This is a genomic window from Peptoclostridium sp. AF21-18, assembly GCF_003478825.1.
Taxonomy (GTDB): domain Bacteria; phylum Bacillota; class Clostridia; order Peptostreptococcales; family Peptostreptococcaceae; genus Peptacetobacter.
This window is the reverse complement of sequence record NZ_QUGE01000008.1, coordinates 43,094-57,818: the sequence shown is the minus strand read 5'-3', so window position 1 is coordinate 57,818 and position 14,725 is coordinate 43,094. Positions and strand designations below refer to the sequence as shown.

15 protein-coding genes are annotated in these 14,725 nt (G+C 31.4%); 2 read left to right on the top strand and 13 right to left on the bottom strand.

Annotated elements, in window-relative coordinates:
- Window positions 1-181 precede the first annotated feature (181 nt).
- The 5 genes from guaA to DWX74_RS05425 all read right to left on the bottom strand — a co-directional run bounded on the left by guaA (window position 182) and on the right by DWX74_RS05425 (window position 5,554).
- The gene (guaA, locus tag DWX74_RS05445) at window positions 182-1,720 is read right to left on the bottom strand and encodes a glutamine-hydrolyzing GMP synthase (protein ID WP_006438974.1); all 1,539 of its coding nucleotides are present in this window, start codon (window positions 1,718-1,720) and stop codon (window positions 182-184) included.
- A 247-nt stretch (window positions 1,721-1,967) separates the two neighbouring features.
- The gene (locus DWX74_RS05440; RefSeq protein WP_118549058.1) at window positions 1,968-2,387 is read right to left on the bottom strand and encodes a DUF2871 domain-containing protein; all 420 of its coding nucleotides are present in this window, start codon (window positions 2,385-2,387) and stop codon (window positions 1,968-1,970) included.
- A 140-nt stretch (window positions 2,388-2,527) separates the two neighbouring features.
- Entirely contained in the window at window positions 2,528-4,147 is a 1,620-nt protein-coding gene (gene groL / locus DWX74_RS05435; RefSeq protein WP_118549057.1) for a chaperonin GroEL, read from the bottom strand.
- Between the two features lie 69 nt (window positions 4,148-4,216).
- Complete coding sequence (locus DWX74_RS05430; RefSeq protein ID WP_006438971.1) at window positions 4,217-4,501, bottom strand: co-chaperone GroES; 285 nt, start codon at window positions 4,499-4,501, stop codon at window positions 4,217-4,219.
- A gap of 177 nt (window positions 4,502-4,678) precedes the next feature.
- Window positions 4,679-5,554: a DNA-3-methyladenine glycosylase family protein gene (locus tag DWX74_RS05425; protein WP_118549056.1), complete on the bottom strand. Its 876-nt coding sequence runs from the start codon at window positions 5,552-5,554 to the stop codon at window positions 4,679-4,681.
- Between the two features lie 265 nt (window positions 5,555-5,819).
- On the opposite strand from DWX74_RS05425, the gene DWX74_RS05420 reads away from it, so the two are divergent.
- Complete coding sequence (locus DWX74_RS05420) at window positions 5,820-6,710, top strand: LysR family transcriptional regulator (protein WP_118549055.1); 891 nt, start codon at window positions 5,820-5,822, stop codon at window positions 6,708-6,710.
- A 107-nt stretch (window positions 6,711-6,817) separates the two neighbouring features.
- Here DWX74_RS05420 and DWX74_RS05415 read toward each other — a convergent pair whose 3' ends face one another.
- The 7 genes from DWX74_RS05415 to DWX74_RS05385 all read right to left on the bottom strand — a co-directional run bounded on the left by DWX74_RS05415 (window position 6,818) and on the right by DWX74_RS05385 (window position 13,328).
- Window positions 6,818-7,042 carry a hypothetical protein gene (locus DWX74_RS05415; protein ID WP_118549054.1) on the bottom strand — a complete coding sequence of 75 codons (225 nt, stop codon included), beginning with the start codon at window positions 7,040-7,042 and terminating at the stop codon, window positions 6,818-6,820.
- Window positions 7,043-7,092: 50 nt separating this feature from the next.
- Window positions 7,093-7,995, bottom strand: a complete 903-nt coding sequence (locus DWX74_RS05410) for a dihydroorotate dehydrogenase (RefSeq protein ID WP_118549053.1) — start codon at window positions 7,993-7,995, stop codon at window positions 7,093-7,095.
- Window positions 7,995-8,681 (bottom strand): dihydroorotate dehydrogenase electron transfer subunit, encoded by a 687-nt coding sequence (locus DWX74_RS05405; protein ID WP_006438966.1) that lies wholly within the window; start codon window positions 8,679-8,681, stop codon window positions 7,995-7,997. Before DWX74_RS05405 ends, DWX74_RS05410 begins: the two co-directional genes overlap by 1 nt.
- 31 nt (window positions 8,682-8,712) lie before the next feature.
- A complete protein-coding gene (gene pyrB, locus DWX74_RS05400) occupies window positions 8,713-9,636 on the bottom strand; it encodes an aspartate carbamoyltransferase (protein WP_118549052.1) in 924 nt (307 codons plus the stop codon).
- Window positions 9,637-9,870: 234 nt separating this feature from the next.
- Window positions 9,871-10,821 carry a C40 family peptidase gene (locus DWX74_RS05395; protein ID WP_286164223.1) on the bottom strand — a complete coding sequence of 317 codons (951 nt, stop codon included), beginning with the start codon at window positions 10,819-10,821 and terminating at the stop codon, window positions 9,871-9,873.
- Window positions 10,822-11,099: 278 nt separating this feature from the next.
- Window positions 11,100-12,356: an NAD-specific glutamate dehydrogenase gene (gene gluD / locus DWX74_RS05390; protein ID WP_118549051.1), complete on the bottom strand. Its 1,257-nt coding sequence runs from the start codon at window positions 12,354-12,356 to the stop codon at window positions 11,100-11,102.
- A 165-nt stretch (window positions 12,357-12,521) separates the two neighbouring features.
- Window positions 12,522-13,328, bottom strand: coding sequence for an ATP-binding protein (locus tag DWX74_RS05385; RefSeq protein WP_286164222.1), 807 nt, complete (start codon window positions 13,326-13,328; stop codon window positions 12,522-12,524).
- A 442-nt stretch (window positions 13,329-13,770) separates the two neighbouring features.
- Between DWX74_RS05385 and DWX74_RS05380 the strand changes: the two genes are divergently transcribed.
- Window positions 13,771-13,941, top strand: coding sequence for a DUF362 domain-containing protein (locus DWX74_RS05380; RefSeq protein WP_006438960.1), 171 nt, complete (start codon window positions 13,771-13,773; stop codon window positions 13,939-13,941).
- A 121-nt stretch (window positions 13,942-14,062) separates the two neighbouring features.
- On the opposite strand, the gene DWX74_RS05375 is transcribed toward DWX74_RS05380, so the two are convergent.
- Complete coding sequence (locus DWX74_RS05375; RefSeq protein WP_118549049.1) at window positions 14,063-14,704, bottom strand: redox-sensing transcriptional repressor Rex; 642 nt, start codon at window positions 14,702-14,704, stop codon at window positions 14,063-14,065.
- Window positions 14,705-14,725: the final 21 nt, after the last annotated feature.

Sequence of the window (14,725 nt, the reverse complement as noted above, 5' to 3'; positions counted from 1 at the left end):
TGAAGAACCTCTTCTTTTATTATACATAATTTATTAAAAAGTTCCTTTTTTATTTTTAAGAGAGTTAAAAATACACTCCTCTTATAATTGTAAAATAAAAAAGTGTGCTAAATGTAAATATTGTCTAAATACATCAAGCACACTTTTTATTATCTAAAGCATTTAAATTTAAATTTTTATCTTATTCCCATTCTATTGTTCCTGGTGGTTTACTTGTGATATCATACACAACTCTGTTTGCACCTTCAACTTCATTTACTATTCTATTAGATATTTTTTCTAATACATCGTAAGGCATTTTATACCAATCTGAAGTCATACCATCTGAAGAACTAACTGCTCTTATACCTACAAGGTATGCGTAAGTTCTTTCATCTCCCATAACACCAACAGTCTTAACATCTGGAAGTGTAGCAAATGCCTGCCATATTTCTTTGTATAATCCAGCTTTCTTTAATTCTTCCATATATATAGCATCAGCTTCTCTTAATATGTCACATTTTTCTTTTGTAACTTCACCGATAACTCTTATACCAAGACCTGGTCCTGGGAATGGGTGTCTGTATATAAGGTCTTCATCTATTCCAAGTTCTAAACCTATTCTTCTAACTTCATCTTTGAATAATTCTCTTAATGGTTCTATTATTTCCTGGAAATCAACATCTTCAGGAAGTCCACCAACGTTGTGGTGAGATTTTATAGTAGCTGCACCGTTTCCGTGTCCACTTTCTATAACGTCAGCATATATTGTTCCCTGTACAAGGAAGTCCATTTTTCCTAATTTTTCTGATTCTTCTTCGAATACTCTTATGAACTCTTCACCTATTATTTTTCTTTTTCTTTCAGGTTCTGTAACACCTTTTAATTTAGATAAGAATCTATCTTCAGCGTTAACTCTTATTAAGTTCATGTCGAATTTATCTCTGAATATTCTTTCTACATCGTCACCTTCATCTTTTCTAAGTAGACCATGGTCAACGAATACGCAAGTTAGGTTATCACCTATTGCTCTGTGCATTAATACAGCTGCAACAGATGAGTCAACTCCTCCACTTAATCCGCAAAGAGCTTTTCTATCTCCAACTTTTTCTTTTATTTCTTTTATTTTATCTTCTATGAAAGAGTCTGTTGTCCAGTCACCTTTTACTTTACATATATTGTATAAGAAGTTTCTTAAAACTTTATCTCCGTCTAGACAATGTTCAACTTCTGGATGGAACTGTACTCCATATATATTTCTTTCAACATTCTGCATTGCAGCTATTGGACAATCAGCTGTGTATGCTATTACTTCAAATCCTGTTGGTAATTCAGATATGTAGTCAGTGTGGCTCATCCATACTGAGTTAGTGTTTATTCCTTCGAATAAAGCAGATTCTTTGTAAGTTATTTCTGTTTTTCCGTATTCTTTCTGCTGTTTTCCACCTTTTTCAACTTTTCCGCCTAAAAGATGTGCTATTAACTGATCTCCGTAGCATATACCTAAAACTGGTACACCTAATTCAAATATTTCAGTAGATATAGTTGGTGAATCTGGTAAGTATGCACTGTTAGGTCCACCTGTAAATATTATCCCTGTAGGGTTTTTAGCTTTTATTTTTTCGATATCAGTTGTACATGGAAGTATTTCACAGTACACGTTGTTATCTCTTACTCTTCTAGCTATCAGCTGGTTGTACTGACCACCGAAGTCTATGACTAGCACTAATTCATGTTTCATCAATTTTCTCTCCTTCTTTATATAAATTTTTATTTTTTTGCATAGTTAACTATTATAATATATCTATTATACTTTAATTTACCAACAATTAAAAGATTTATCATTAAATTGGCATCCTATGTACTTATATCTTTTAACTTTATTTCATAAATAATTCATATTTTATTCATAAAAAAGATATCAATCAAATTTTAAGTTGTTAAATATAAAATCGACTAATATCTTTTATAAATATTTTTAATTTTTATTATTTTGTATCTGCTGCTTTTCTAAGAATTAAAAAGAATAATATTATTCCTATAGCCATAACTATATGAGCAAGTCCTGCTATACCAGAAATAGATGCGTTCATCGCTGTAGTAAGAGCCATATACTTAACCTGAGTTATACCTCTAACTAAAAGCATAATTACCATTCCAATTAAGCCAACATTGTATATAACAAAGAATTTATTTATTCTTTTATCTTCTGAAATTTTATACTGTTTTTCTAAAAGTGCAACCATTAAGAAGAATATCATACCAAGCACAAATAAATGTACGTGTACTTTTCCAAGTGCTGTTGCACCAACAAACTGATTAATCTTTGTAAATTCTCTGTAGAATACTCCACCTATCATAGCAAGTATTGCATATAAAAATGATGTGTTTATAAATTTCTTTTCCATAATAAAAATCCTCCATTCAAGCTATTTGATTAATTCGTACAATCAAATGCAATATACTCATACTAGTATATTACCCAGCTAAATGGAGGATAAACATATTTCATTTTACACTATAATGTTTTTATATTTAAATATTTTTACTACATCATTCCTGGCATCCCACCTGCCATAGGATCTGCTTCTTTTTCTGGTATATCTGCAACAGCTGCTTCTGTTGTTAAGAATACACCTGCTATTGATGCAGCGTTCTGTAAAGCTGTTCTACTAACTTTAGTAGGGTCAACTATACCAGCTTCTATCATATTTACATATTCTTCGTTTAATGCATCAAATCCTACATGAAGGTCTGCATCCATTACATTTTTAACTATAACTGCACCTTCAAGACCTGCATTTATAGCTATCTGTCTTAATGGTTCTTCAAGAGCTTTTCTTATTATATTAGCTCCTAGTTTTTCTTCACCATCTAATGAATTAACAAGCTCTTCTACTGCTGGTATTACGCTTACAAGTGCAGTACCACCACCAGCTACTATACCTTCTTCAACAGCTGCTTTTGTAGCATTTAAAGCGTCTTCTATTCTTAATTTCTTTTCTTTCATTTCAACTTCTGTAGCAGCACCTACTCTAACAACTGCAACACCACCAGCAAGTTTTGCTAATCTTTCCTGAAGTTTTTCTCTATCAAAATCAGAAGTTGTCTGGTCTATCATATATCTTATCTGATTTATTCTTTCGTCTATTGCTTCTTTAAATCCAGCACCACCTACTATTGTAGTAGCTTCTTTTGTAACTTTAACTGATGCTGCATTACCAAGCATGTAAAGTTCTGTATCTTTTAAATCATATCCTAATTCATCAGATATTACCTGAGCACCTGTTAGTGTAGCTATATCTCCTAGCATATCTTTTCTTCTATCGCCAAACCCTGGAGCTTTAACAGCTACAACATCAAATGTTCCTCTTAATTTATTAACTACTAATGTAGATAATGCTTCACCTTCTACATCGTCAGCTATTATTAATAGTTTTCTTCCCTGCTGAACTATCTGTTCAAGTATAGGTAATATTTCCTGTATGTTAGATATTTTCTTATCTGTTATTAATATGTATGGATTGTCTAAAACAGCTTCCATTTTATCTACGTCTGTTACCATGTAAGCTGATACAAACCCTCTGTCAAACTGCATACCTTCAACAGCGTCTAATTCTGTGTGCATAGTTTTTGATTCTTCAACAGTTATAACACCATCTTTACCAACTATTTCCATAGCTTCAGCTAATAATTTACCAACTTCTTCATCTCCTGAAGAAACTGATGCAACCTGAGATATTTCTTCTTTAGTAGATATATCTTTTGAATGAGCTTTTAACTGTTCAACTGCTACTTCAACAGCTTTCTGTATACCTTTTCTTAAAAGAACTGGGTTAGATCCAGCTGTTACGTTTTTTAAACCTTCTCTTATTATTGCCTGAGCAAGTACTGTAGCTGTTGTAGTACCATCCCCTGCTATATCGTTAGTTTTAACTGCAACTTCTTTAACTAACTGTGCACCCATGTTTTCGAATCTATCTTCAAGTTCTATTTCTTTTGCTATTGTTACACCGTCATTAGTTATAAGTGGAGTACCAAATTTTTTATCAAGTATTACATTTCTTCCTTTTGGTCCCATTGTAACCTTAACTGTATCAGCTAATTTATTTACTCCTGCTGCTAATGCTTTTCTTGTATCTTCTGAGAATTTTATTTCTTTTGCCATTTTAACTACCTCCCCAAATTAAAACAAAACTTATACTGTAATCTTTTGACTATACTTCTTTTATTTTGTTTATTCTAATACTGCTAATATATCTGCTTCTTTTATTATTATATATTCTTCGCCTTCAACTTTAACTTCTGTTCCAGCGTATTTAGAATATATAACCTTATCGCCTTTTTTAAGCTCCATTTTTATTTCTTTACCATCTACTATTCCACCTGGTCCAACTTCTATTACTTCAGCTATCTGAGGCTGTTCTTTTGCTGCACCTGCAAGTATTATTCCACTTGCAGTTTTTTCTTCTACCTCTGCTCTTTTTATTACTACTCTGTCTGCTAATGGTCTTATTTTCATTATTAGCGCCTCCTATTTTATATATCAATTTATAAGTTTAATCGCTTATTTTACATTTAGCACTCTAAGACTATGAGTGCTAACAATTATTATAATATACCTTTTATTTTCATTTTTCAATACTTTCTACATAAATTTTTGACTATGCCATATATCTATTAAGAATAGTTTTTAATCCTATTTCCCTATACCTAATTCTCTAGCATAATAGAATAGATACTGTTGTGCATATCCAGCTATATCACCAAATTTTTCAAGAGCAAATTTTCTCATCTTAGGTAAACTCATATCTTCTTCAATGTAAAATTCCTGCATTACTCTCTTTACCCAAACATCTACTGGGAATGTATCAATCTTCTGCATACCAAATAATGCTATACAGTCACAAACTTTTGGTCCAACTCCATTGAATTTTTTTAGTTCTTTGCAGCAATCTTCTGTACTAAGTTTTCTAAATTCTTTAACATCTAGTCCAAGTTCTACAACTGATTCGCATGTGCTTTTTATGTATTTATCTCTAAATCCAGTTTTACATTCTCTTATTTCTTCCTGTGTAGCTTTGTTTAATTCTTCTGGTGTAGGGAATGCATAGTATTTCTTTCCTCTATACTCTCCTATTAGTTTTCCATATCTTTCAGATAGATTTTCTATCGCTCTCTGTATCATTGGTATTCTGTTGTTTGAAGATATTATAAATGAAATTAACATCTCCCAACTGTCCTGTCTAAGTATTCTTATTCCCCATCCAAAGTCTACTGCTTTGTCTAAGTATTCATCGAATTCTTTAAGAGTTCTCTTTATTTTTCCATAGTCTGTGTCCATGTCAAAGTAGTCACACCATATGTTTTCGTAGTCCTCTTTTGTAGTATTATCTATTATTACATCGTTTCCTTCTCTTTTTACGTTGATTACTTTTCCCATAGCAACACCTGTGTATGAGCCGTCTTCTTCCGCTCTCCATCTGAAACACTGACCACATTCAAATATATGCTTTGGATCAAAGTCTGCTACGTCTTCTAATATTATTCCGTTTTCTTTTTCTATAATGTTCATTTTGCACCTCATTAATAAATTTCATAATTATAATTTTATATCTAAAATTTGCATACTTAATAATATAATACCCTATCAAATTATTATTAAAAAGTTATATTTTTGTTTATCGTATTTTTATCTACCTTATATGCTATAATAAATTTACTATATATAAATATTATTATACATTTTTTTGTAATTAGTAAATTAATTTCTATATTGCTTAATATGTTATAATATACTAGAATTTCTAATTTTAACTATTTAGAAGGGGGCGAGAAATTTGTTAGAGGAATTAAAAACATTTATCGCTGTTGTTGAAATTAAGAATTTTACCAAAGCTGCAGAATACCTAAGTCTTTCACAACCAAGTGTTAGTGTACACATTAAAAATTTGGAAAACTATTTTGGAGAAAAACTCATAGACAGATCTGTTAGACAGAAATCTATAAAAATAACTGAACAGGGTTATTTACTTTACAAAAGAGCTAAAGAAGTAGTAAGTATAATCGAAGCTGCTAAGTTAGAAGTTAAAATTGATACGGAATATATTGTTGGAGATATTAAAATTTCAGCTGTTCCTTCAGCTGCTAATTATATTCTTCCAAAATATATAGCTGAGTTTTCAAAGAAATATCCAAATATAAATATAGAACTATCTATGAAAAGCTTTGATGATGTAAAAAAAGATTTAGTTAATTTAGATGCAGATATAGGTATTATAGACAGAAAGATTATGTCTGATAATTTTGAACAACAGGAATGCTTTAAAGAAAATATGAAGTTAATTTTCCCTTACGATTATAAAACTTATATTTCTAATATCCATTCTTATGAGAATCTAAGTGGACAGAATTGGATTTTAAGGGAAAAAGGATCTGGAACAAGATTTTTAACAGAGTATTTTCTAAACAAAAAACAGATAATCCCCAAATCTGTTTTCATTATGGGAAGTAGTTATTCAATAAAGGAAGCTGTAAAAAATGGAATGGGTATTTCTATACTATCTGGTTCCGCTTGTGAGCAGTTTGAAAATTCTAATGAAATATTCTGTATGGATATAGACAACGAATTTTCTAGAACATTCTATTCTATTTCTCAGAAAAATTTCAAACCAAAGAGATCAGTTTCATTATTTTTAGATGAAATAAAAAATAGCGATGCTCAAATTTAATAATTCTAAATAGTTCTAATCTAGTTATACGACCATTTATTTGTCGAATAAATTCGATATACTGTTGCAATAAAAAAGGCCATCTCTTTTGAGATGACCTTTTTCTTTTAGTCTATTTTATCTTGTTCCTTATTATTTTCTTTTTGTTCCTGCTCATGTTCTTTTACTATTTTTGCATATTTTAGAGATGTAAACATCAATATTGCTATAATTAAAAACAATACTGGATGTATATTTATTCCTTTAAACTTGTAAAGATATAACATTATTAAGAGTATTACTCCCCAAAATGCAGCAGTTATTTGATGTCTGTACTCTAAAAATTTATCCATTTAGATTACACTCCTATTTTTGAACACTATAATATAATTTTCTTAATCTATTATATTATACCTCTTATTTCATCAAGAGATTTTATTCCTTCTCTATCCATAAAATCATTAAGGTCTTTTATTATTTTTGTTCCTATTTCTGGGTCCATAAAGTTTGCAGTTCCAACCTGAACTACAGTAGCTCCAGCCATTATAAATTCTATAACATCTTCTGCAGTAGATATTCCACCTATTCCTATTACTGGTATGTTTACAGCTTTACTTACTTCATATACCATTCTAAGAGCTATAGGTTTTATAGCAGGTCCAGAAAGTCCAGCTGTTACATTTTCAAATACCGGTTTTCTTCTTCTTATATCTATTGCAAGAGCTTTAAATGTATTTACTAAAGATACACCATCTGCTCCTTCTTCTTCACAAACTTTTGCCATTCCAACTATATCCTCTGCATTTGGAGATAGTTTTACAACTAGAGGGTGTTTGCAAACTTTTCTTACTTCTCTTACCACTTCTCTAGCTACTTCATTTTTAATTCCGAAAGCCATTCCTCCAGCTTTTACGTTAGGGCAAGATATGTTAAGCTCTACCATATCTATATCCTGGTCATTTAAAAGTTCAACACCTTTTACGTAATCTTCTAGGCATCCTCCACCAACGTTAGCTATTCTAACACAGTTTAGGTTTCCAAAGAAAGGCATTTCGTGATCTATGAATCCCTGTACTCCTGGATTTTCAAGACCAACACTGTTCATTATTCCTGATGGAGTTTCATGTATTCTTAAACCATTGTTTCCTGGTTTTGCGTTTAAAGTTAATCCTTTACTACTTACTCCACCAAGTTCATTTATATCGTAATATTCATTGTATTCTTTACCAAATCCGAATGTTCCTGAGGCCATTACTATAGGATTTTTAAATTCTATTTCTCCAAATTTTACTCTTAAATCTGCCATTAGAAAATCACATCCTCTCCCCAGAATACTGGACCGTCTTTACAAGTCTTTTTGTTTCCGAATTTTGTTTTACAAGTACATACTAGACATGCACCTACTCCACAAGCCATGTGGTTTTCAAGAGATATCATTATTCTTGTATTTGTACCTTCACACATTTTAACTAATTTTTCCATCATTGGTGTTGGCCCACAAGATAGTATGTAGTCGTAATCTTCTACATTTAATATATCTGTTATGAATGTATTTCCTGTAGTTGTTTTTACTTCATTACAGAATTCTTTGTATTCGTCTACTAGTATCGCTTCTTCTCTGAAGCCAAGATATGCGTCACATCCAGGTATAGTTTTAGCTACTAAATAAAGAGGTGCTACACCTATTCCTCCACCAACTAAAGCTACTTTTCCTTCTACTTTTTCATATCCATTTCCATATGGTCCCTGAAGTTTTATTTCATCTCCTGGAACAAGTTTAGCAAATATTTCTGTTCCTTCTCCAACTACTTTATAAAGGAATGTTATTCCTTCTTCATCTATGTCATGTATACTTATCGGTCTTGAAAGTACAGGGTATTTGTCCCAAGCTCTTAGCATATAGAACTGTCCCATTTTTCCTTCAAATTTTCCTGCGACTTTCATTCTGTACATATCTTCGCCGATATAACTGTTTTCTATTATTTTGTACATTTATATTCTCCTTCGCATTAGTTTTGATAGTTTATTCTGGGTCTTTTATTCCTAAAAGTTTCATTATTAGAGCCATTCTTACATACATTCCGAATTTTGCCTGTTCAAAGTAAACAGCTCTCTTATCATCGTCAACATCAGTTGATATTTCGTTCACTCTTGGTAGTGGGTGAAGTATTAGCATATCTTCTTTTGCATCAGTTAATTTTTCTTTGTTTAGTATATATGTATCTTTTAATCTTTCGTATTCTTCTATATCATCAAATCTTTCTCTCTGAACTCTAGTCATGTAAAGTATGTCAAGGTCAGGTATAGCTGATTCTAAATCATTAGTTTCTACAAATTCATGTCCTTTTATAGCTTCTTTAACGCTATCTGGCATTTTTAATTCATCTGGAGCTATAAATACGAATTTTGTATCTGGATATCTAGACATTGCTTTTACTAAAGAATGTACTGTTCTTCCGTATTTTAAATCACCACAAAGTCCTACTGTGTGGCCGCTAAGATTTCCTTTTAAAGTTTTTATTGTTAGTAAATCTGTAAGAGTCTGAGTTGGATGCTGGTTTCCACCGTCTCCAGCATTTATGAAAGGAACACTACATGCTTCTACTGCCTCAGCTGCTGCACCTGCCACAGGATGTCTCATAGCTATTATGTCTACATAGTTAGATACTGTTCTCATTGTATCCTGAAGAGTTTCCCCTTTAGATGTAGATGATGCTTTAGGATCTGAGAATCCTACTACACGTCCACCAAGTCTGTTCATAGCTGATTCAAAGCTTAGTCTTGTTCTTGTTGATGGTTCATAGAATAGAGTTGCCAAAAGCTTTCCATCACATACATGGATGTATTTTTCTGGATTTTTCATTATTCTCTGTCCAAGAGCTAGAACCTCATCTATTTCTTCAACAGTAAAGTCTTCTGGCTGTATTAGATTTCTTGATTTTAACATTTTTTTATTCCTCCTTCTCGGCCTCACTGAACCGAATTTAAAGCTATTAGTAGCTTATCACCTTTACCTATCTAATGTCAACTTATATTAATTATATTTTAGCATAATTACAAGAAAGATGATTATATTATTTTCGCTCCAGGCGATCGAGTCGCATTGTCGCTAAAAATAATCAAATAAAAAGAGCCATCCTGTAAATTTACAAGATGACTCGTTTATATCATTTAAATTTTATTATAATACTCTTCTTGCTGTTACAAAATGAGATGAGTAGTAATCTGATGTTATGTCAGTTACTTTTACTACGTCTCCACTGTGAGGAGAGTGTATCATGCATCCATTTCCTACATATATACCAACGTGACTTACGCCTCCACTTCCATCTGTTGTGAAGAATACTAAATCACCTGGCTGAAGCTGATCTCTAGTTATTTCTGTTCCTACATTTGCCTGGTCAGAAGATACTCTTGGTAGAGATACTCCTACAGAATTACTGTATACATACTGTACAAATCCTGAACAGTCAAATTTATCAGGACCTGTTGCTCCCCAAAGATACGGGCTTCCTTTTTTAGAATATGCTAAGTTTAATACAGCCTGAGCATTATAGCTATCAACAGAAGGTACATCTATTATATTTCCGTCTACATCTACAGTAGGTACTACTGGAGCTTCATCTGTTACATAATCAGCATGAACATACCCTTCTTTTCCCTGATTTCTAACCTGAATCCAATCGCCTTCCTGTTTAACTACTACTAATGCACTACCTTTATCTAATTCTTCTAATACTTCTGATGATGTATTGTCCGCTGCTCTAAGGTTTAGTGTTGATGCTGTAGTAAATGCAACACCTTCTGATATGGCTACATATTCTGAAGCTATCCATGCATCATCTTCTCCATCTTCAACGTTAACCCATTCTCCCTGAATTCCTTTAACTTTGAACTGTTCTCCCTCACCAGCTACTCTTTTTGTATTTCCATCAACTCTTACGTTTACTGATTTTCCATCCTTTACAGTAGCCACTTTATATGGAGATTCTTTATATTCATCTATTGTTATACCGGTTTCTGTATCTGATACAGCATTTATATCGTCTATTTCATCTGCACTTGCTAATACAGTTCCTGTCGCAACCATAGCAAAAGATACCACTAATGAAAGTAATTTTTTCTTATCCAAATCTAACCCTCCTTAAAGTTTTATATATTTATATCATTCTAACTATATTATCGTTCATTTTTTATGTTTTAATACATGTCAAAATAATTTTGTATTATAATTTCTATTTTTAGTACATATACAATATATTATACCTTCTAGAATTTATAATGTAAATAATTATGTTCCCTTTAAAGACTAGTTATTTCAATGAAAAATAAAAGGGAGATACCATAATCAAATATGATATCTCCCATTGAATTCATTTAGTATTTACAACTGTACTGTTGAGTTAAATCTTAGTACCATCCTCTTAATTTCATAGCTTCAGCTACTTTTTTAACTGAGTGCATGTAAGCAGATTCTCTCATTGTTACGTTGTATTCTTCTTTTATTTTCCATAGAGATTCGAAAGCTTTAACCATAGCTTCTTCTTCTTTAGCTTCTACGTCAGCTTCTGACCAGTAGTATCCGTATAAGTTCTGTACCCATTCAAAGTAAGAAACTGTAACACCACCAGCATTAGTTAATATGTCTGGAGTTAAAGTTATTCCTTTTTCTGCTAATACTTCGTCAGCTTCTGGAGTAGTTGGTCCGTTAGCTGCTTCACATATTAATTTAGCGTTTATAGTTTTAGCAACGTCTGCAGTTATAGCATTTTCAAGAGCTGCTGGTACTATTATATCAACGTTTAATGCCCAGAATTCTTCTAAAGATATAACTTTTGCACCTGGGAAGTCATATAAATCTCCGTTAGCTGCTCTGTGATCCCACATAGCCTGGAAATCTAAACCGTCTTCTTTGTATATTACATAAGTACCATGTTTAGGGCACCATTCAGCCATAGCTACAACAGTTCCGCCTAATTTCTGTATATTTTTAACAGTGAAAGCACCAACGTTACCGAATCCCTGAACTGCTATTTTAGCTGTTTCCATAGGTATTCCTAATTTTTTAGCTGCTTCTCTAGCTGTTACTGCAACACCGAATCCAGTAGCTTCATTTCTTCCTAATGATCCACCGAATGCAATTGGTTTACCAGTTATAACACCTATGTTGCTTGATCCAGTTAATTTGTTGTATTCATCAACCATCCAAGACATTATCTGTCCGTTAGTGTTAACGTCTGGAGCTGGTACGTCTACTTTTTCACCTATTAATTTGTATATTCCGTCTATATATCCTCTTGATAATCTTTCAAGTTCTCCCTGAGATAACTGGCTAGGGTCAACTATTATTCCCCCTTTACCACCACCGTAAGGTATACCTGTTACTGAACATTTGAAAGTCATCCATATAGATAAAGCTTTAACTTCTTCTAATGAAACGTTTGGATGGAATCTAACTCCACCTTTTGTTGGTCCAACTGCATCATTGTGCTGAGATCTGAATCCTTTGAATACTTTTATAGATCCGTCGTCCATTTTTACTGGTATGTTTACTTCTATTACTCTCTGAGGTTCTTTTAATAATTCGTAAACATTAGGTTCCATTCCTAATTTATCGCATGCTTTTTTTACCTGTGCCTGTGCGTTTTCAAAAACATTTCCTGACATTGTGTAAGCCCCCTTAAATACTCTAATATAATAATTATTCATATAAACTTTCACGCTTGAAAAATCATTTTCCAGCGTTTATATTTTGATTATAACATACTTTTTATAAAATAGTACAACATTTTTACAATAATTTTCAAATTATTTTGATATATTACTACAACACTATTTATCTTTTATTTTATTAATATAAATATCAATTTTATTAATATTAATTAATGTCATATCCTCTACATTTCTTTTTATATTATGTTGTATGTTTTTTAGTGTTCCAAAAGCATCCAAATTTCTTATATTTACATTCAATTTTATTTCTATTTTTCCATTTGAATTGTCTACACTTATTCTATTTATTCTAGATATATGTGTATTTTTTGATACAGTATATTTTATAATTTGATTCAGCACTTCGGGAGCTATGTAGAACTTACCCATATAGCTAAATGCTGGTCTAATTACAGTTTTTTCAAGGATTTTAGTTTCTTTATCCGATGTCATAAAAAATCTCCTTAGAGGATTTATTCTAAGACCATTTATTCTTTTTTTAATCTCTACAGTCGGAACTGGTATTATATGATTCCCCTTTTTCCTAGACTCTATTGCTTTTCTTATATCATCTTCTGTACTTATATCGTTTATATCTATAATCTCGTCTATTTCACCTAATTCTAAAGCTGAGCAAATTTGCTTCACCATCTTTAAAGAAGTACCTAAAATTAGTATACGATCTATGTCTAAATCGTTAATCTTTTTCTTAACAGATTTTCTATGATTTATATCAGAAAAAATAGCTCTCCTTACTGCCTCCATCTTAGTCTGAGACTGCTTTGCAGACACTCCAGCAACAATTTGACCCTTATATATAAGTAGGCCATCATCCACAATATAATCTATATTATTTTCACAAGCTAATTCTAAAGATTTATAGCTTTTTCCCGTTCCACTTTTTCCTATTAATACATATATTTTCAAAAGTATAGCCGCTTTATTTGATATCGTTTTCATATTGTATTCTATTTTTATAAATTAAGTTATAAAAAACTCTATTTAAACACTATTAATATATACTATTTGATATATTTAGTACACATTATTCCAAAAGAAAATATTTTCCGACAAAAAATACGACCTTTTCACCTCTTTTCTCTATTCTTTAAAATTGAAAATTTTTTAACATATTTTTTTAATAATGAAAATTTAAAATTGAGATAAAATTTCATTATAATTTATACTGCAAAAAAGAATCATTATTCTCCAACAAATTTTTTCAACTTTCTAGAAGTATTGAAGTTTCTATGTTTAAGTTATATGATACAAAAATATTTGACTTTCATCAATTAAATTAATTGTTATAGTAGAACTTTTTTGTTATAATGTACTTAAATAAATTTTATAATATTAGGAGGAAACTAAAATGGCATACAAAATAACTGATGCTTGCGTTAGCTGTGGTGCTTGTGCAGCTGAATGTCCAGTTGGAGCAATATCTGAAGGAGATAGCATATACGTAATAGATGCAGATGCATGTGTTGAATGTGGTGCATGTGCTGAAGCTTGTCCAGTAGGAGCTCCTCAGGCTGAATAATTTTAGTAAACAAAAAGACTGATTTTTTCAAATCAGTCTTTTTTATTTCTCAATTTTTAATTTTTACAAATTTAATCCAAATAACTCAAAACATTAAGATTCTTTTTTTCTAAAATATAACTTATTTCTTTAATTCGTTGTTTTCTTTCATTAAATAAGAAAGAGTGAATAGACTTTCCGTTAAGTTAACATTTTCAACAATTATTCCTTTTGGAACTTCTGGATCTATTGGAGCAAAGTTCCATATACCTTTTATTCCAGCTCCAACTATTCTGTTTATTAGTTCCTGAGCTCCATTTTTAGGTATACATACTATTGCTATATCTATTTCGTGTTCTTTTATATAGTCTTCTATAATATCAGAGTCTAATATTTCAAGCTCTCTTATTTTTAGACCTATCATTCTCGGATTTGCATCAAATAAAGCTTTTATTTCAAATCCTGAGTTTCTAAATCCTGAATAGTTTGTTATAGCCTGACCTAGATTCCCTACACCTATAAGAACAGCATTATATGGTCTATCAAGACCTAATATCTTTCCTATTTCTTTATGTAGAGCATCTACATTATATCCGTACCCCTGCTGTCCGAATCCTCCAAAGTTGTTTAAATCCTGTCTTATCTGAGAAGCTGTGAAACCTATTATTTCACTTAATTCTTTTGATGATATTCTCTGAACATCATTGTCTAGAAGCTCACCTAAGTATCTGTAGTATTTAGGTAGTCTTCTTATAACCGCCATAGAAATATTTTTATTTCCCATCTAAATTAGCACCCCCTAACT

Bases quoted from the DNA above. Each gene is read 5' to 3' on its own strand.
- guaA (WP_006438974.1), bottom strand. From the start codon at position 1,720: ATGAAACATGAATTAGTGCTAGTCATAGACTTCGGTGGTCAGTACAAC.
- DWX74_RS05440 (WP_118549058.1), bottom strand. From the start codon at position 2,387: ATGGAAAAGAAATTTATAAACACATCATTTTTATATGCAATACTTGCT.
- groL (WP_118549057.1), bottom strand. From the start codon at position 4,147: ATGGCAAAAGAAATAAAATTCTCAGAAGATACAAGAAAAGCATTAGCA.
- DWX74_RS05430 (WP_006438971.1), bottom strand. From the start codon at position 4,501: ATGAAAATAAGACCATTAGCAGACAGAGTAGTAATAAAAAGAGCAGAG.
- DWX74_RS05425 (WP_118549056.1), bottom strand. From the start codon at position 5,554: ATGAACATTATAGAAAAAGAAAACGGAATAATATTAGAAGACGTAGCA.
- DWX74_RS05415 (WP_118549054.1), bottom strand. From the start codon at position 7,042: ATGGATAAATTTTTAGAGTACAGACATCAAATAACTGCTGCATTTTGG.
- DWX74_RS05410 (WP_118549053.1), bottom strand. From the start codon at position 7,995: ATGGCAGATTTAAGAGTAAAATTTGGAGAAATAGAATTTAAAAATCCT.
- DWX74_RS05405 (WP_006438966.1), bottom strand. From the start codon at position 8,681: ATGTACAAAATAATAGAAAACAGTTATATCGGCGAAGATATGTACAGA.
- pyrB (WP_118549052.1), bottom strand. From the start codon at position 9,636: ATGTTAAAATCAAGAAATCTAATACAGCCAGAAGACTTTACTGTTGAA.
- gluD (WP_118549051.1), bottom strand. From the start codon at position 12,356: ATGTCAGGAAATGTTTTTGAAAACGCACAGGCACAGGTAAAAAAAGCA.
- DWX74_RS05380 (WP_006438960.1), top strand. From the start codon at position 13,771: ATGGCATACAAAATAACTGATGCTTGCGTTAGCTGTGGTGCTTGTGCA.
- DWX74_RS05375 (WP_118549049.1), bottom strand. From the start codon at position 14,704: ATGGGAAATAAAAATATTTCTATGGCGGTTATAAGAAGACTACCTAAA.